The sequence below is a fragment of the Aeromicrobium alkaliterrae genome, assembly GCF_039529015.1.
In the GTDB taxonomy this organism is placed as follows: Bacteria; Actinomycetota; Actinomycetes; order Propionibacteriales; family Nocardioidaceae; genus Aeromicrobium; species Aeromicrobium alkaliterrae.
Window position 1 is genome coordinate 727,623 of record NZ_BAAAME010000002.1, and the last position, 16,694, is coordinate 744,316.

Consider the following 16,694-nt stretch of genomic DNA (forward strand, 5'->3'; position numbering starts at 1 on the left):
GGAGCCACGGTACTGAGCGAGAGGGGCAGCAGGAGCCGGATTCGCGGGATCTGCTTACCCTGTGGTGGTGCAGACCCCGCAGCCCCGCGTCACCCGCGGCGACGACGACGCACTCGTGCGGTTCGACGACATGCGCGCCCTGCGGCAGGACTTCATGCGGTTCATGCTCCCCCACCGCTTCGCGATGGAGGAGGTCGTCACGAAGCTGACGATCCTGCGCGATGAGTTCGCCCTGATGCACGACAGCAACCCGATCGAGAACATCGCGTCGCGTCTGAAGTCGCCCGACAGCATCGCCGAGAAGATGCAGCGCAAGGGCTCGGAGCCGACCTTCGCCTCGATCCGCGAGACCATCACCGACATCGCCGGCGTGCGGGTCACGTGCAGCTTCGTCTCGGACGTCTACCAGGTGTTCGACCTGCTGACGTCGCAGACCGACATCAAGATCCTCGACGTCCGTGACTACATCCAGGCGCCGAAGCCGCACGGATACCGAAGTCTCCACACGCTGATCGAGGTGCCGGTGCACCTGACCGACGGTCCCTTGCCCGTCACGGTCGAGGTGCAGCTGCGCACGATCGCGATGGACTTCTGGGCCAGCCTCGAGCACAAGATCCACTACAAGTACCGGGGCGCGGTGCCGGCCGACCTCGCCGACCGCCTCCGTGACGCCGCCGACACGGCCCACGCGCTCGACGCCCTGATGCTCGACCTCCACGAGGAGGTCAAGTCGCTCGACGAGGAGGGCGTGGCGACCCTGCCGGACGACATCCGGCGCGGCCTGAACGCCGACGACATCGAGCCGTCCGACGCCCTGATCGCCCAGCTGCGGCGCCTGGCCGACGGGGACGGCCGGTACTAGGCCGTGGTTCCTCCCGCCCTCCCCGACCACGCGACCTGGCGCCACGTCGGGGCCCGCGACGGGTTCGAGGTCCTGTTCCACACGGGCCTTGGCACGGGTCATCGACTGCGCGGGCACACCACAGCGGTCGAAGCCGGGTGCGCGTGGTCGGTCGGCTACGACGTCGCGACCGACGAGGCATGGCGCACCCGCCACGTGCGCGCGACGGCCCGCACCGCCGCCGGAGATCTCGAGGTGGTGCTCGAGCGCCGCACCGACGGCTGGCTGGTCGGAGGGGCCACTCGCCCTGACCTGGACGGTTGCATCGACGTCGACCTCGAGTCGTCGGGCGTGACCAACCTCCTCCCCGTTCGCCGCCTCGGACTCCGGATCGGCGAGACGGTGAGCGTGCCGGCTGCCTTCATCCGCGCCGACGACCTGCGCGTCGAACGCCTCGAGCAGACCTACACGCGGCTCGACGACGCCGGCCGGTACGCCTACACCTCGGCGACCTTCGACTTCGCCTGCGAGCTGCAGTACGACGCCGCGGGGCTGATCACGAGCTACCCCGGGATCGCCGAACGCGTCAGCTGACGTCGTCCGCGACCGCCACGACCGGCTCGTGCAGGACGGGGAAGCTGACCGAGGCGGCGATGAAGCAGTTCCTGCTGGCCTCCTCGTGGATGGCCAGCGCCACGTCGGTCATCGCCGCGTCCGTGATGGTGACCCGAGGTCGCAGCGTGACGGACGTGAAGCGCCCGCCCTGGCCGACCTGCTCCATCGTGCCGACCGCGTCGTCCGTGTAGTCGACCACGACGACGCCGTGCTGGACCGCCGAGTGCAGGTAGGACAGCAGGTGACACTGGGCCAGGGCGGCGAGCAGGAGCTCTTCGGGGTTCCAGCGATCGGCCGAGCCGCGGAACGGCGCGTCGGCCGAACCGGGGAGGTCGGGCTTGCCGCTCGCCCGCAGGAGGACGTCGCGGCCGTACTCGCGGTAGCCGCTGGTGCCGGTGCCCCGGTTGCCCTGCCAGCTCACGTCGACGGCGTAGTGGTGGTCCACGGGAGTCCCCTCAGCGATCGGGCCGCACACCGGCGGCGCACTGGTCGACGATCTTGGCGATCCGCGCCTGGCGGGTCTCGTCCGTGCGCGCCAGGGCGACCTGGGTCAGCGCGAACTTGCGGGCGCTGACCGAGAGCGCGTCCCAGAACGCGCGGGCCTCGGGCTGCGCGTCGAGCTCCGACGTCAGCTCGGGCGGCTCGAGCCCGGCCTCCGGGCCGTCGAGCACGGTCCACATGCCGTTGGCCTTGGCCGCCTCGATCGCGGCAGCGCCGGCCGGCTCCATCCGCCCGTCGGCCTCGAGGCGGGCTACGCGCGCCTTGTTGGTGGCCGCCCACGCGCTGCGGGCCTGCCGGGGCGTGAAGCGGATCTGCGAACCGCGGTCCTCGCCCGAGCGGGTCTGACCGTCGACCCAGCCCCAGCGGAGCGCCTCGCACACCGAGTCCTCGTAGGAGAGCCGCCCGTCGCGTCCCGTGCGGTCGTCGATGCGCACCCAGACGCCGCGGGCGTCGGCGTGGTGCGCCTCGAGCCAGTCGGCCCACTCGGTGGCGGACGCTGGGTGCAGCGACGGGTCGTCGTGGATGCTCACCGGAGCACCTCGGAGAGCCGGTAGCCGACGACCTCCTCGAGCTGGGCGTACGTGCACGAGTCGGGCTCGCGGTCGGGACGCCACCGCTTGAACTGCGCGGTGTGGCGGAACCTGGCCTGCTCCCCCGGTCCTTCCATGTGCTCGTAGCCGACCTCGACGACCCGCACCGGCGCCAGCGGGACGAACGAGAGGTCCTTGCCCGACGACCACCGGTTCTGGCCCATCTCGATGTCGGCCCACGGGTGGTCGGCCAGGTCGACGACGTCGGGTGCCAGCTCGTCGACGAGCTCGGCTCGACGGGCGGCCGAGAACGACGCGGCCACCCCCACGTGGTGCAGCGAGCCGTCGGACGCGTGGAGGCCCAGCAGCATCGACCCGAGCAGCGGGTTCTCGTCGGTCGACGTCTTGTGGAGGCGGTAGCCGGCGACCACGACGTCGGCCGTGCGCGCGTGCTTGACCTTGAGCATCGTGCGGCCGTTCGGCACGTAGGGCGACGCGAGCGACTTGGCGATGACGCCGTCGAGCCCCGCTCCCTCGAACTGGTGGAACCACTGCTCGGCCTCGTCGGCATCGCGGCTCACCCGGGTGAGGTGGATCGGGCTCGTGGCTCCCTCGAGCAGCTGCTCGAGGCGTGCGCGACGTTCCTGCAGCGGCTCGTCGACGTAGGAGGTGTCGCCCTCGGCGAGGAGGTCGAAGGCCACGAAGCTCGCCGGCATCGTGCCAGCCAGCTCGTTCACCCGCGACTCGGCGGGATGGATGCGCTGGCTCAGCAGGTCGAACTCCAACCGGTCGCCCTGCGCCACGACCAGCTCGCCGTCGAGCACGCAGCGCACGGGAAGCTGGTCGAGCACGGCGGCCACGACGTCCGGGAAGTAGCGGGTCAGCGGCTTGGTGGAGCGGCTGGTCAGCTCGACCTCGTCGCCGTCGCGGAACACCAGGCACCGGAACCCGTCCCACTTCGGCTCGTAGAGGTACCCGCCGTCGACCGCGTCGGCCGCGGGCACGCGCGGCGTCGACTTCGCGAGCATCGGCGTCACCGGCGGCATCACAGGCAGGTCCACGCCCGTCAGCCTAGGGCGGCGCGCCGACGCGAACCATCCCCGCTGCAGGATGTGTGCGTTCCGCGGGGTCCGTCTGCTCGATGTGTGCGCGCGGGGGTGCTGATGCTGCCGCGGAACCCCTCGGAGCGCACACATCGTGAGGACCACTGGGCAAGGTCTGCCTCTCGTCGGTCGGTCCGAGGTGTCCCACCTAGACTGTCCCGGTGCCAGCTCCCGCCGTCGAGGTCCGCGACCTCGTCATGCAGTACGGCGAGACGACGGCCGTCGACCACCTCGACCTGACGGTCGAGACCGGGTCCGTTACGGCGATCCTCGGCCCCAACGGCGCCGGCAAGACCACGACGATCGAGACCTGCGAGGGATTCCGCGCCGCCCAGGCCGGCACCGTCCGGGTGCTCGGCCTCGACCCCCGTGACGCGTCGCTGCGGCCTCGGATCGGCGTGATGCTGCAGTCGGGCGGCGCGTGGTCGGGCTCCCGGGCGCACGAGATGCTGCGCCACATCGCCGCGCTGCACGCGCACCCGCTCGACGTCGACGCGGTCATCGAGCGACTCGGCCTCGGCTCGTGCGGCCGCACGCCCTTCCGCCGCCTCTCGGGCGGGCAGCAGCAGCGCCTCTCGCTCGCGATGGCCATCATCGGCCGCCCCGAGCTCCTCTTCCTCGACGAGCCGACCGCCGGGCTCGATCCGCAGGCGCGTCGCGCCACCTGGGAGCTCGTCACGGAGATGCGCGACCACGGCGTCACGACGGTCCTCACGACCCACTTCATGGACGAGGCCGAGCACCTCAGCGACGTCGTCCACATCGTCGACGCCGGACGCGTGATCGCGAGCGGCTCCCCCGCCGACCTGACGCGCGAGAGCGCCCGCAACACGATCCGCTTCACCGCGACGGCCGGGCTCGACGTCGTCGACCTGATGCAGGCGCTCCCCGAGGGCACCAAGGTCGAGGAGCGCGGCGCCGGCTCCTACGTCGTCGCCGGCGACGTCGATCCCGCCATGCTCGCCACCCTGACGGCGTGGTGCGCAGGCCGCGGCATCCTGCCCGAGTCGATCCTGGTCGAGCGCCAGACGCTCGAGGACCGCTTCCTCGACCTCACCGGGAGGAGCCTGCGATGAGCCTCGACGTCACGCCGAAGCCCGGCTCCGCTCCCCTGGGGGCCATGCTGCGCGCCCAGACCGGCATGGAGCTCAAGCTCATGCTGCGCAACGGCGAGCAGGTGCTGCTGACGCTCGTGATCCCGCTCCTGCTGCTCGTGATGGGCACCAAGGCCGACCAGGTCGTCGACCTGGGCCCCGGCCGCACGATCGACATCATCGCACCCGGCGTCCTCGCCCTCGCGGTCCTCTCGACGTCCTTCACGTCGTTGGCCATCAGCACGGGCTTCGACCGTCGCTACGGCGTGCTGAAGCGCCTGGGCGCGTCGCCGCTCCCCCGCGCCGTGCTGCTGCTCGGCAAGGTCGGCGCCGTGGCCGCCGTCGAGGCCATCCAGCTCGCCGTGCTCGTCCCGACCGCGCTCGCGCTGGGGTGGGAGCCCCACGGCAGTGCCGTGGCGTGGGTCTGGGCGGTCCTGCTCGTGGTCGCCGGGACCGCGGCCTTCGGGGCGCTCGGCCTCCTGATCGCCGGCACCCTGCGCGCCGAGGCCACCCTCGCCGTCGCGAACCTCGTCTACGTGCTGCTGCTGGTCGGTGGCGGGCTGATGGTGCCGCTGTCGCGCTACCCCGAGGGCGCCCGCCAGGTCATGGAGCTCGTGCCTTCCGGAGCCCTCGGCGAGGGTCTGCGCGAGGCCTTCGCCGGCGGCTCCGCCCTTGCACCGCTGGCCGTGCTCGTCGTGTGGGCCGCCGTCGCGGGAGTGGCCACCGTCCGCAGCTTCAAGTGGGAGTGACACCGATGAACCAGCGACGACTCTGGGCCGCCTTCGTGCGCCTCTTCGACCACGTCGAGCGGTGGGCCTGGGCGTCCGTCGTGGCGAACTCCGTCATCATCTTCACGGGCGGCGTCGTCCGGCTCACGGGCTCCGGCCTCGGCTGCCCCGAGTGGCCCCGGTGCACCGAGGAGTCGTTCGTCCCGCACAGCTCGCTCGGGATCCACGGGGCGATCGAGTTCGGCAACCGGATGCTCACCTACGTGCTCGTCGTCGTCGCGATCGGCACGTTCGTCGCCGTGCGGCGGTGGGTCGGCACGAACCGCCAGGTCCGGACCCTCGCGACGGTCCTGGCGCTCGGCATCCCGGCCCAGGCGATCCTCGGCGGCATCACGGTGCTGACGGGCCTGAACCCGTGGATCGTCGGCTCGCACCTGATCGTGTCGATGGCCCTGGTCTCCGGCTCGGTCCTGCTGCTCCACCGAGTGACCGACCGGCCGGAGGGGCCCTCCACGGGCCCGGCGGTCCGGCTCGCGACGCTGGCGTACCTGGTCACCTGGGTCGCGGTCGTGCTGGGCACGGTCGTGACCGGCAGCGGTCCGCACGCCGGCGACGCCTCCACCGAGCGCAACGGCCTGGACCCCGAGCTCTGGAGCCGCATCCACGCCGTCTCGGTGTGGGTCCTGGTCGCCGTCACGGTCGTGCTGCTCGTCAGCGCTCGCCGGACCCGACTGTTCGTCCCCGCGGCGGTCCTGCTCGGCGTCGAGCTCGCGCAGGGGCTCATCGGGTACGTCCAGTACTTCAACGACCTGCCCATCGCGCTGGTCGCGGCGCACCTCGTCGGGGCCGCCGTCCTCATGGCGACGGCGACGTGGGTGCTGGTGCGCGCGGTGGACCTCCGAAAGGACGCGCCGACGCCTCACGTGACCGCTAGCATCCGGGTGTGACGAGCGACACCACGACCCGGCGCGACCTGCGTCCCCTCGTCCTGCCCCACCTGGGTCTGGCGGTCCTGGGCACGATCGCGCTCTCGCTCGACTCCCCCGCGCGCGGCTGGGCCGTGCTCGTCACGGTGGTCGCCTACGCCGTCGGCCTCGCGCACGCGTGCCGTCGCACCGACCTGCTGCCGCTCGTGGGCTTCCTGTGCCTCGTCTCGACCTTCCAGGTCCTGCCCGACTGGATCCTCTCCGACGTGCTGGGCACGCTGGCCTTCCCCGACCAGGGCGGACCCCGGTTCGACGACCAGGTCCCGCTCGCGATGGCCCTGATGTGGCTCGCACCGCTGTTCATCGCACTCGTGGCCGCTGACCAGCGACCCGGACGAGCTGCGCTGGCCGCGTTCGTCGTCTTCGGGGTCGCCGAGCTCCTGGCCCCGGTCGTCGGGCTCTGGGAGCCGACGGGCGAGACCACGCGGCTGCTCGGCGTCGCGGTGTACGTGCCTCCGGCCGAGGCCGTCCTGGGCTGGGCGGCCGCTACGGGGTACCTGGCCACGACCGGCCGCCCCGTGATCGCGAGGATCGGCGCCGCAGCGGCGGTCTCGGTCCTCTACACGGGCGCGCTGGTCGTCTCGTACTTCGCGATCGACGTCGCCTCCTGGCGCCTGACCTTCTGAGGTTCAGGCGTCGGGGACCGGGCGCAAGCGGTGGGTCGGCACCTCGACCTCGATCCGCCAGCCGTCCTCGGCCGGACGGCCCACGACCTGGGCGTGGTCGCCGCTGCCGACCACGACCCGGCGCGGATCGATCTCCAGGATGACGACCGTCAGCGCGTGGCCCTCGTCGGTCGTCAGCTCCCACTTCTGGGCCAGCTGGCGCATCGCGACGTCGTCGATGACCTGCTCGGCCGCGTCCCAGTCGGGGGTCGGGTCTGCGAGGGCGTTGCCCACCAACCCGCGCGGCACGACGTCGTCGCCGACCATCTCGACGTAGCCGATGGTCTCCCCGTCCCCGGAGCGACGCCGAGGCACCCAGTCCGACGGGATCACGGAGAGGTCAGCCGAGCAGGGCGCCGTGGATGAAGGGGTCGGCCGCGGCCGCCACGAACAGCAGCGCCAGGTACGCGTTGCTGAAGTGGAACAGGCGCATCGGCTTGATGATGCTGAGGTCCTCGGTGTCGCGGGCGCGGCTCTGCAGGTCGTACGCCTCGACGAGGAACACGATGCCGAGCACGATCGCGGTGGCCGGGTAGAACCAGCCCATGCCGGCGACGGGCCACAGCGCCAGGGAGGTCGCGAACATGATCCAGGAGTAGGCCACGATCTGACGGCCGACCTCGCGCGAGCTCGTGACCGACGGCAGCATCGGGACGTCGGCCGCGGCGTAGTCCTCGCGGTACCGCATGCCGAGCGACCAGAAGTGCGGCGGCGTCCAGAAGAACACGATGAGGAACAGGACGACGGGGGTCCAGGCGAGCTCGTTCGTGACGGCCGTCCAACCGATCATGGCCGGGAAGCAGCCGGCCGCGCCGCCCCAGACGATGTTCTGCGACGTGCGGCGCTTCAGCAGCATCGTGTAGCCGACGACGTAGAAGATGTTGGCGGTCAGCGCGAGCAGCGACGACAGCCAGTTGACGAAGAAGCCGAGCCACAGCGTGGAGACGACACCGAGCACCAGGCCGAACACCAGGGCGCTCCGGGTGGAGACCTGGTGGCGCACGAGCGGGCGACGCTTCGTGCGGTTCATCTTCTGGTCGATGTCGGCGTCGACGACGCAGTTGAGCGCGTTCGCGCTGCCGGCCGACAGCGTGCCGCCGACGACGGTCGCGACGACCAGCCAGAGGTCGGGGATCGCGCGGGCGGCCAGGAACATGACCGGGACGGTCGTCAGGAGAAGCAGCTCGATGATGCGCGGCTTCATCAGGGCGACATAGGCACCGACGACGTCACGCGACGACGTCTCGACCTTCGGCTGTTCCGCATCGACGAGACTCACGCGCACGAGTCTAAGCCACCCGAGTAGGCTCGACGTGACGGCGTCGCCCAAGCCGGGGCGTCCCACGTTCCGCCTTCTCGAGGAGCTCTTTCGTGACCTCTGCCCCCTCCGTCGACAGCACTGCGCTCGACTGGTCCGATCTCGACGCCCGCGCGGTCGACACCGCGCGCCTCCTGGCCGCCGACGCGGTCCAGAAGGTCGGCAACGGACACCCCGGCACCGCGATGAGTCTCGCGCCGGCCGCGTACCTGCTCTACCAGAAGGTCATGCGGCACGACCCCGCCGATCCGGACTGGATCGGCCGCGACCGGTTCATCCTGTCGTGCGGTCACTCGAGCCTGACGCAGTACGTGCAGCTGTTCCTCGCGGGCTACCCGCTGAGCCTGGACGACCTCAAGAGCCTGCGCACGTGGGGCAGCCAGACGCCCGGGCACCCCGAGTACAAGCACACCCCCGGCGTCGAGGTCACGACCGGCCCCCTCGGCCAGGGCATCGCCAACGCGGTCGGCTTCGCGATGGCGGCCCGCCGCGAGCGCGGCCTGTTCGACCCGGAGGCCCCGGCCGGCGAGAGCCCGTTCGACCACCACGTCTACGTGCTCGCCTCGGACGGCGACCTGCAGGAGGGCGTCTCGGCCGAGGCGTCGTCGCTCGCGGGCCACCAGGAGCTCGGCAACCTGACGCTGATCTACGACGACAACAGCATCTCGATCGAGGACGACACCGACGTCGCCTTCAGCGAGGACGTCGCCGCCCGCTACGCCGCGTACGGCTGGCACGTCCAGACCGTCGACTGGACCTCGACCGGCAGCTACCACGAGGACGTGCCTGCACTCTGGGACGCGATCCAGACCGCGAAGGCCGAGACCTCGCGCCCCAGCATCATCGTGCTGCGCACGATCATCGCCTGGCCCGCGCCGAACGCGCAGAACACGGGCGCCTCGCACGGCTCCGCGCTCGGCGCCGACGAGATCGCGGCCACCAAGGAGCTCCTGGGCTTCCCCACCGACCAGACGTTCATCGTCGAGGACGACGTCCTCGCGCACGTGCACCAGGCCCGCGACCGCGGCGCTGCAGCGGGCGCCGCCTGGGACGAGCAGTACGCCGCGTGGAAGGCCGCCAACCCCGAGCGGGACGAGCTGCTCCACCGCCTGAAGTCGCACACGCTCCCCACGGGCTGGGACGCCGACCTGCCGGTCTACGAGGCCGACGAGAAGGGCGTCGCCACCCGCGTCGCCTCCGGCGAGTTCCTCACGGCCGCGGCCCCGAAGCTGCCCGAGCTGTGGGGAGGCTCCGCCGACCTCGCCGGCTCGAACAACACCACGCCGAAGGGCGAGCCGTCCTTCCTGCCGCCGCGCCGCTCGACCGGCAAGTTCTCCGGCGACTGGTACGGCCGGGTGCTGCACTTCGGCATCCGCGAGCACGCGATGGGCTCGATCCTCAACGGCATCGTCCAGCACGGCCCGACGCGCCCCTACGGCGGCACGTTTCTCGTCTTCAGCGACTACATGCGCCCGGCGGTCCGGCTGGCCGCCCTGCAGCAGCTGCCCGTCACGTACGTCTGGACCCACGACTCGATCGGTCTGGGCGAGGACGGTCCGACCCACCAGCCGGTCGAGCACCTCGCGTCGCTGCGGGCCATCCCTGGCCTCGACGTCATCCGTCCGGCCGACGCCAACGAGACGGTCGCCGCTTGGCGCTCGATCCTCGAGCACGAGCGCCCGGCCGCGCTGGCCCTGAGCCGCCAGAACCTGCCCGTCTTCCCCCGGGGCGAGGGGTGGGGCGACGCCTCGCTCACCGCCAAGGGCGCCTACGTCCTGGTCGATGCCGAGAACGGCGAGCCGGACGTGGTCCTGGTCGCGACGGGCTCCGAGGTGCAGCTCGCGGTGGCGGCGCGCGAGCAGCTCGCTGCCGACGGTGTGGCCGCCCGGGTCGTCTCGATGCCGTCGCGCGAGTGGTTCGAGGCGCAGGACGCCGCGTACCGCGACAGCGTCATCCCGCCGTCGCTGCGGGCGCGCGTCGTCGTCGAGGCGGGTGTCTCGTTCGGCTGGCGCGACGTCGTCGGTGACGCCGGCCGCATCGTCGGCCTGGAGCACTTCGGTGCCTCGGCCGACTACCAGCGTCTCTACGACGAGTTCGGCATCACGACCGACGCCGTCGTGACGGCGGCGCGGGAGTCGATCGAGGCCGCCACCCACACCGGTGGCGTCCCGTTCTTCGCCCGGCCCTCCGGTCCCGTGCTGCCCGACACCTCCCACTGATCGTCCCTACTGATCGCCTAGGAGCACCATGAACGCACGACTGCAGGCCCTGTCCGACGCCGGCGTCTCGATCTGGCTCGACGACCTCTCCCGTGAGCGCCTCGCCTCGGGCAACCTCGCGGCTCTGGTGGCCGAGAGCAACGTCGTGGGCGTCACGACCAACCCGACGATCTTCGCCGCGGCGCTCGCCAACGGCGAGCGCTACGCCGAGCAGGTCGCCCAGCTCAAGGCGGAGGGCGCCGACGTCGACCGCACGATCTTCGAGCTCACGACGACCGACGTGCAGCAGGCCTGCGACGTCCTGCGGCCCGTGTACGACGCGACCGACGGCGTCGACGGCCGGGTCTCGATCGAGGTCGATCCGGGAGCGGCCCGCGACACCGACGCCACGGTCGAGCTGGCCCAGAAGCTGTGGGCGCGGGTCGACCGCCCCAACCTGCTGATCAAGATCCCGGCGACGGAGGAGGGCCTGCCGGCGATCGCCGCGACGATCGCCCGAGGCATCAGCGTCAACGTGACACTGATCTTCGCGCTCGAGCGCTATCGCGCCGTGATGGACGCGTACCTCTACGGGCTGGAGCAGGCCGCTGCCGAGGGGCGCGACCTCTCCACGATCCACTCGGTCGCCTCGTTCTTCATCAGCCGCGTCGACTCCGAGGTCGACGGCCGGCTCCCCGAGGACAGCCCGTTGCGCGGCAAGGCCGGTCTGGCGAACGCCCGGCTCGCCTACGCGGCCTATGCCGAGGTGTTCGGCAGCGAGCGATTCGCGACGCTCGCCCAGAAGGGCGCCCGTCCGCAGCGTCCGCTGTGGGCCTCGACGGGCGTGAAGAGCCCCGACCTGCCCGACACGCTCTACCTGAGCGACCTCGTCGTCGCCGGCACCGTCAACACGGTGCCCGAGAAGACGCTCCAGGCCTTCGCCGACCACGGCGAGGTCAGGGGCGACACCGTCACCGGCACCGAGGCCGAGTCGCAGCAGGTCATCGACCAGCTCGCCGAGGCGGGCATCGGGTACGACGAGGTGGTCAAGAAGCTCGAGGACGAGGGTCTGCAGAAGTTCGACGACTCGTGGGCCGAGCTCGTGCAGACCGTGAGCGACGCGCTGGACGAGGCCTGATCATGGGCGTCGTCCACGTCACGGCCCCGGTTCGCTCCTACGAGACGGTCCTGCGCCGTCTCGTCGACGACCACTTCGCCTCGCGACTCGCCGACCGCGACGCCACCCTCTGGGGGCGCGCCGCTGAGGAGGAGTCCGCGAAGCGGCTCGCCTGGGTCGACCTGGCCAAGACCTCCCGACCGCTGCTCCCCCGCATCGCCGCCGCGCGCGACGACCTGCGGGCCGCCGGTCTCGACCACGTCGTCCTGTGCGGCATGGGCGGTTCGTCCCTGGCGCCCGAGGTCATCTGCGCGACGGCCGGCGTCGAGCTGACGGTGCTGGACTCGTCCGACCCGGCCATGGTGCGAGCCGCCGTGGCCGACCGTCTGGCCACGTCTGTTGTCGTGGTGGCGAGCAAGTCGGGCGGGACGGTCGAGACCGACAGCCAGCGCCGCACGTTCGAGCAGGCCTACGAGGACGCCGGTCTCGCGGCGAAGGACCATCTCGTCATCGTGACCGACCCGGGATCGCCGCTCGACGAGTACGCCACGGCAGCGGGGTACCGCGTCTTCCGCGCGGACCCGCAGGTCGGCGGACGCTACTCGGCCCTGTCGGCGTTCGGCCTCGTGCCGTGCGGGCTGGCCGGCGTGCCCCTGGCGTCCCTGCTGGAGCAGGCCGCCGGCGTGCACGACGAGTACCTGACCGACTCGGTCGAGAACGTGGCGCTGCGCCTCGGGGTGCTGCTGGGAGTCGCGGCCGACAACGACGTCGACAAGCTCGTGCTGGTCGACCACACCGGCACCGGCATCGGTGACTGGATCGAGCAGCTCGTGGCCGAGTCCACCGGCAAGCACGACCGCGGCATCCTGCCCGTCGTCACGACGCCGGACGCCCTCGGCGCGATCACGCCCGACTGCCTGGTCGTCGCGATCGGCACCGACCAGGTGCCCACCGCGCCGTCGGGCTATGCGGCTGCGGTCGACCTGCCCCTGGGGGCGCAGATGCTCCTGTGGGAGGTCGCGACCACGGTCGCCGGCGAGATCATCGACATCAACCCGTTCGACCAGCCCGATGTCGAGAGTGCCAAGAAGGCCGCTCGCGGTCTGCTCGGTGGCGACGTCCAGCTGCCCAGCCCCTCCGCCACGGACGACGGCATCGAGCTCTTCGGCACCACGGCCACGACCCTGGAGGACGCGATCGCGGAGCTGTTCGGCTCGGTCGACGAGCCGCTCGGCTACCTGGCCCTGCACGTCTACCTCGACCGGTGGACCCATGCCGACCTGGCCGAGGTCCGGGCCCCGCTCAGCGAGCGCCTCGGTCGTCCCGTCACCTTCGGGTGGGGACCACGGTTCCTGCACTCGACGGGCCAGTACCACAAGGGCGGCACCCCCACGGGCTCGTTCCTGCAGGTCACCGGCACCCCCGCGCCCGACCTCGAGGTACCCGGTCGCGACTTCACGTTCGGGCAGTTCATCACCGCCCAGGCCGTCGGCGACGGCAACGTGCTGGCCGACCGAGGCCGCCCCGTCCTGCGCGTCCACCTGACCGACGTCGAGGCAGGCCTCGCGCGCCTGCGTCAGGTGCTGGCGTGATCGTCGAGGTCGTCGACGACGCGGCGGCGACGCTGGCGTCGGCGCTCGAGACGCACCTGGCTCACCTCCAGGGCGGCGGCCGATCACCGCGGGTGGCCCTGACCGGCGGCACGATCGCCAACGACGCGTACCGGCTGCTCGGCGCCGACCCCGGCGTCGACTGGTCGCGGGTCGATCTCTGGTGGGGCGACGAACGGTTCGTGCCCGAGGGGCACGCCGACCGGAACGACCAGCAGGCGCGTGACGCCTTCCTGGACCGCCTGGGCGTCCCCGCGTCGCGGGTGCACCCCATGCCGGCCCACGGGTGCTCCCAGAGCCTCGCAGAGGCCGCTGACGGCTACGCCACAGGCCTGCCTGCGGAGTTCGATCTCGTGCTCCTGGGCGTGGGGCCCGACGGGCACGTCGCGTCGCTGTTCCCGGGCTTCGCCCAGCTCGACGAGACCCAGCGCCTGGCCGTCGAGGTGTTCGGCTCCCCCAAGCCGCCCCCGGAGCGCATCTCGCTGACCTTCCCGGCGCTCAACGCGGCCGACCAGGTGTGGTTCGTCGCCTCGGGCGAGGGCAAGGCCGAGGCGGTCTCCCGGGCGCTGGCGCCGGAGGGCAGCGTCCACCAGACGCCGGCGCGCGGCGTGCGAGGCCGGGTCGAGACCCGCTGGATCCTCGACCCCGCCGCCGCCTCCCACCTCTGACGACCGCTCGCGAGTGAATTCCCGCCCCTCCGCGAGTGGATTCCCGCCCCGGTTCAGGGCGGAAACTCACTCCTCGAGGGGCGGGAATTCACTCGCGAGGGGTCAGAAGATCAGGTCGCCGGACTTGCGGCGCGAGCGGAGAAGGTCGAGCGCCTCGTCGAGGATCTGCTTGGCCTCCTCGTCGGTACGACGTTCCTTCACGTAGGCCAGGTGCGTCTTGTACGGCTCGGTCTTCGGAGCCGTGGGACGGTTCTCGGCGTCGACGCTGGCCGGGAGGCCGCACCGCGGGCAGTCCCAGGACTCCGGGACGTCGGCCTCGATCGAGAACATCAGCGACGTCTCGTGGTCGTTGGCGCAGAAGTACTGGATGCGCTGACGGGGAGCGGCCTCGCCGCGCTCCGCCTCGCCCATGGGGCCGGAGCCGATGCGGCTCCCGCGGATCGCGCCGGTCGCCACTAGTTGCTCACCTTCAGGAGCAGACCGAGGGCGATGACCGACACGAACCACACGACGGCGATGCCGACCGTGATGCGGTCGAGGTTGCGCTCAGCGACGGACGAGCCTCCGAGCGAGCTCGAGACGCCGCCACCGAACATGTCGGACAGGCCGCCGCCCCGGCCCTTGTGCATGAGCACGAGCAGGATCAGCAGGAAGCTGCAGATCATCAGCACGGCAGAGAAGATCAGGATCACAGGGCTGGCTTCCAGGTTCGGGGTTCGGGTGGGATCGGGGTCAGACGCCGGTGCTGGGCAGGGCGTAGAAGCGGGCGATACCCGCGAACTCGTCCGCCTGGAGGCTTGCGCCACCGACCAGGGCCCCGTCCACGTCGGGCTGGGCCATGATCGATGCGACGTTCACCGCCTTGACCGATCCTCCGTACAGGATACGCAACGACTCAGCCGCTTCGGACGAGAAGGTGTCCGCGACCCGCGCGCGGATCGCCGCGCAGACCTCCTGCGCGTCGTCGGGGGTCGCGACCTCACCGGTGCCGATGGCCCACACGGGCTCGTAGGCCACCACGAGATCGGCGACCTGCTCGGCCGTGAATCCCGCGAGGGAGCCGTCGACCTGAGCGAGGGTGTGGGCCACGTGCTCGCCGGCCTGGCGGACCTCGAGGCCCTCACCGACGCACACGATCGGGGTGATGCCGGCCGCGATGGCCTTGCCCGCCTTCGTGTTGACGAGCTGGTCGCTCTCGGCGTGGTGCTCACGGCGCTCGGAGTGCCCGACGACGACGTACGAGCAGCCCAGCTTGGCGAGCATCGCCGCGGAGATCTCCCCGGTGTACGCGCCGCCGTCGTGCTCCGAGACGTCCTGCGCGCCGTAGCCGATCGACAGGTGGTCGCCGTCGATCAGCGTCTGCACGCTGCGGATGTCGGTGAACGGCGGGATGACGACGACCTCGGCCTTCTCGAAGTCGTGCTTCTTGTCCTGCAGCGTCCAGGCGAGCTTCTGGACGAGCACCACGGCTTCCTGGTGGTTCAGGTTGCTCTTCCAGTTGCCGGCCATCAGGGGCGTGCGCGTCATCGTGTCTCCTCCAGGATGGCCAGACCCGGGAGGGTCTTGCCTTCGAGATACTCCAGGCTCGCACCGCCACCGGTGGAGATGTGCCCGAACGCCTCGTCGGCGAACCCGAGCTGGCGGACCGCGGCAGCCGAGTCACCACCACCGACGACGGACAGCCCGTCGGTCTGGGTGAGCGCCTCGGCGACGGCACGGGTGCCGTTCGCGAACGCCGGGAACTCGAACACGCCCATCGGGCCGTTCCAGAACACGGTGCGGGCACCGCGAACGTGCTCGGCGAACGCGGCCGCCGAGTCGGGCCCGATGTCCAGGCCCATCTGGTCGTCCGGGATCGCGTCGGCCGCGACGACCGTGGCCGGCGCGTCGGCCGCGAAGGCCGGGGCGACGACGACGTCGGTCGGCAGCACGATCTGCACGCCCTGCGCCTCCGCACGCTCGAGGTAGCCGCGGGCCACGTCGAGCTGGTCGGACTCGAGCAGCGAGGAGCCGACGCTGTGGCCCTGCGCGGCGAGGAAGGTGAAGACCATGCCCCCGCCGATCAGGAGCGTGTCGGCCTTGTCGAGCAGGTTGTCGATGACCCCGAGCTTGTCGGAGACCTTCGACCCGCCCAGCACGACGACGTACGGCCGCTCCGGCGTGTCGGTGAGGCGCCGCAGCACCTCGACCTCGGCCTGGACGAGACCTCCGACCGCAGACGGGAGCCGCGTCGCGATGTCGTACACGCTGGCCTGCTTGCGGTGCACGACGCCGAAGCCGTCCGAGACGAACACGTCCGCGAGCGACGCGAGCTGGTCGGCGAAGGCGCCGCGCTCGGCGTCGTCCTTGCTGGTCTCGCCCGCGTTGAAGCGCACGTTCTCCAGCACGGCGACCTGGCCGTCCTCCAGCGCGGCAGCGATGTGCTGCGCCTCCTCGCCCACGGTGTCGCCCGCGAACAGCACGGGACTGCCGAGCAGCTCGGCCAGCCGCTCGGCGACGGGCTTGAGCGAGAACGCCGGGTCGGGCGTGCCCTTCGGACGCCCCAGGTGGGCCGTCACGAGGACCTTGGCACCCGCGTCCGCCAGCCTCTTCAGGGTCGGCAGGCTCGCGCGGATGCGGCCGTCGTCGGTGATGGTGGAGCCGTCGAGCGGCACGTTGAGGTCGCTGCGGACCAGGACCTTCGTGCCCCGGAGGTCGCCCAGGTCGTCGATGTTCTGCAC

Annotated in this window: 19 protein-coding genes; 10 read left to right on the forward strand and 9 right to left on the reverse strand. The window is 71.6% G+C overall.

The features are described from left to right. The first annotated feature begins 67 nt into the window (after positions 1-67). Together ABD127_RS04805 and ABD127_RS04810 are read left to right on the forward strand one after the other, a co-directional pair. Positions 68-862, forward strand: coding sequence for a GTP pyrophosphokinase (locus tag ABD127_RS04805; RefSeq protein WP_344198278.1), 795 nt, complete (start codon positions 68-70; stop codon positions 860-862). Positions 863-865: 3 nt separating this feature from the next. Beyond that, entirely contained in the window at positions 866-1,435 is a 570-nt protein-coding gene (locus tag ABD127_RS04810) for a putative glycolipid-binding domain-containing protein (protein ID WP_344198280.1), read from the forward strand. On the opposite strand, the gene ABD127_RS04815 is transcribed toward ABD127_RS04810, so the two are convergent. From ABD127_RS04815 to ABD127_RS04825, 3 genes are read right to left on the reverse strand one after another with little or no spacing between them, the layout of a single operon-like run. Next, positions 1,428-1,901, reverse strand: coding sequence for an OsmC family protein (locus ABD127_RS04815; RefSeq protein WP_344198282.1), 474 nt, complete (start codon positions 1,899-1,901; stop codon positions 1,428-1,430). The genes ABD127_RS04810 and ABD127_RS04815 overlap by 8 nt on opposite strands. 10 nt (positions 1,902-1,911) lie before the next feature. Continuing rightward, positions 1,912-2,487, reverse strand: a complete 576-nt coding sequence (locus tag ABD127_RS04820; RefSeq protein WP_344198284.1) for a YdeI/OmpD-associated family protein — start codon at positions 2,485-2,487, stop codon at positions 1,912-1,914. Further along, a complete protein-coding gene (locus tag ABD127_RS04825; protein WP_344198286.1) occupies positions 2,484-3,548 on the reverse strand; it encodes an ATP-dependent DNA ligase in 1,065 nt (354 codons plus the stop codon). The genes ABD127_RS04820 and ABD127_RS04825 overlap by 4 nt, the downstream gene beginning before the upstream one ends. A gap of 203 nt (positions 3,549-3,751) precedes the next feature. On the opposite strand from ABD127_RS04825, the gene ABD127_RS04830 reads away from it, so the two are divergent. The 4 genes from ABD127_RS04830 to ABD127_RS04845 are packed head-to-tail and all read left to right on the forward strand — an operon-like array spanning position 3,752 to position 7,024. After that, a complete protein-coding gene (locus ABD127_RS04830) occupies positions 3,752-4,666 on the forward strand; it encodes an ABC transporter ATP-binding protein (RefSeq protein ID WP_344198288.1) in 915 nt (304 codons plus the stop codon). Next, the gene (locus ABD127_RS04835) at positions 4,663-5,433 is read left to right on the forward strand and encodes an ABC transporter permease (RefSeq protein ID WP_344198290.1); all 771 of its coding nucleotides are present in this window, start codon (positions 4,663-4,665) and stop codon (positions 5,431-5,433) included. Before ABD127_RS04830 ends, ABD127_RS04835 begins: the two co-directional genes overlap by 4 nt. A gap of 5 nt (positions 5,434-5,438) precedes the next feature. Beyond that, a complete protein-coding gene (locus tag ABD127_RS04840) occupies positions 5,439-6,359 on the forward strand; it encodes a COX15/CtaA family protein (protein WP_344198293.1) in 921 nt (306 codons plus the stop codon). Next, complete coding sequence (locus ABD127_RS04845) at positions 6,356-7,024, forward strand: DUF6989 domain-containing protein (RefSeq protein WP_344198295.1); 669 nt, start codon at positions 6,356-6,358, stop codon at positions 7,022-7,024. The genes ABD127_RS04840 and ABD127_RS04845 overlap by 4 nt, the downstream gene beginning before the upstream one ends. 3 nt (positions 7,025-7,027) lie before the next feature. Here the strand turns inward: ABD127_RS04845 and ABD127_RS04850 are convergent, their stop codons facing one another. Together ABD127_RS04850 and ABD127_RS04855 are read right to left on the reverse strand one after the other, a co-directional pair. Continuing rightward, a complete protein-coding gene (locus ABD127_RS04850; protein WP_344198297.1) occupies positions 7,028-7,396 on the reverse strand; it encodes a hypothetical protein in 369 nt (122 codons plus the stop codon). Positions 7,397-7,403: 7 nt separating this feature from the next. Next, on the reverse strand, positions 7,404-8,348 hold the full coding sequence (locus ABD127_RS04855) for a heme o synthase (protein WP_425545785.1): 945 nt from the start codon (positions 8,346-8,348) through the stop codon (positions 7,404-7,406). Positions 8,349-8,434: 86 nt separating this feature from the next. Here ABD127_RS04855 and tkt point away from each other — a divergent pair, with 86 nt between their 5' ends. The 4 genes from tkt to pgl are packed head-to-tail and all read left to right on the forward strand — an operon-like array spanning position 8,435 to position 13,974. Beyond that, on the forward strand, positions 8,435-10,600 hold the full coding sequence (gene tkt, locus ABD127_RS04860; protein WP_344198301.1) for a transketolase: 2,166 nt from the start codon (positions 8,435-8,437) through the stop codon (positions 10,598-10,600). A gap of 28 nt (positions 10,601-10,628) precedes the next feature. Continuing rightward, positions 10,629-11,717, forward strand: a complete 1,089-nt coding sequence (tal, locus tag ABD127_RS04865; RefSeq protein WP_344198303.1) for a transaldolase — start codon at positions 10,629-10,631, stop codon at positions 11,715-11,717. A 2-nt stretch (positions 11,718-11,719) separates the two neighbouring features. Further along, positions 11,720-13,288 carry a glucose-6-phosphate isomerase gene (locus ABD127_RS04870; RefSeq protein WP_344198305.1) on the forward strand — a complete coding sequence of 523 codons (1,569 nt, stop codon included), beginning with the start codon at positions 11,720-11,722 and terminating at the stop codon, positions 13,286-13,288. Beyond that, positions 13,285-13,974, forward strand: a complete 690-nt coding sequence (pgl, locus tag ABD127_RS04875; RefSeq protein ID WP_344198307.1) for a 6-phosphogluconolactonase — start codon at positions 13,285-13,287, stop codon at positions 13,972-13,974. Before ABD127_RS04870 ends, pgl begins: the two co-directional genes overlap by 4 nt. A 102-nt stretch (positions 13,975-14,076) precedes the next feature. Here pgl and ABD127_RS04880 read toward each other — a convergent pair whose 3' ends face one another. The 4 genes from ABD127_RS04880 to ABD127_RS04895 are packed head-to-tail and all read right to left on the reverse strand — an operon-like array spanning position 14,077 to position 16,694. Next, positions 14,077-14,430, reverse strand: a complete 354-nt coding sequence (locus tag ABD127_RS04880) for an RNA polymerase-binding protein RbpA (RefSeq protein WP_344198309.1) — start codon at positions 14,428-14,430, stop codon at positions 14,077-14,079. Continuing rightward, on the reverse strand, positions 14,430-14,666 hold the full coding sequence (gene secG, locus ABD127_RS04885; protein WP_344198311.1) for a preprotein translocase subunit SecG: 237 nt from the start codon (positions 14,664-14,666) through the stop codon (positions 14,430-14,432). Before secG ends, ABD127_RS04880 begins: the two co-directional genes overlap by 1 nt. Before the next feature lie 40 nt (positions 14,667-14,706). Continuing rightward, a complete protein-coding gene (gene tpiA, locus ABD127_RS04890) occupies positions 14,707-15,501 on the reverse strand; it encodes a triose-phosphate isomerase (protein WP_344198313.1) in 795 nt (264 codons plus the stop codon). Then, the gene (locus ABD127_RS04895) at positions 15,498-16,694 is read right to left on the reverse strand and encodes a phosphoglycerate kinase (RefSeq protein ID WP_344198315.1); all 1,197 of its coding nucleotides are present in this window, start codon (positions 16,692-16,694) and stop codon (positions 15,498-15,500) included. The genes tpiA and ABD127_RS04895 overlap by 4 nt, the downstream gene beginning before the upstream one ends.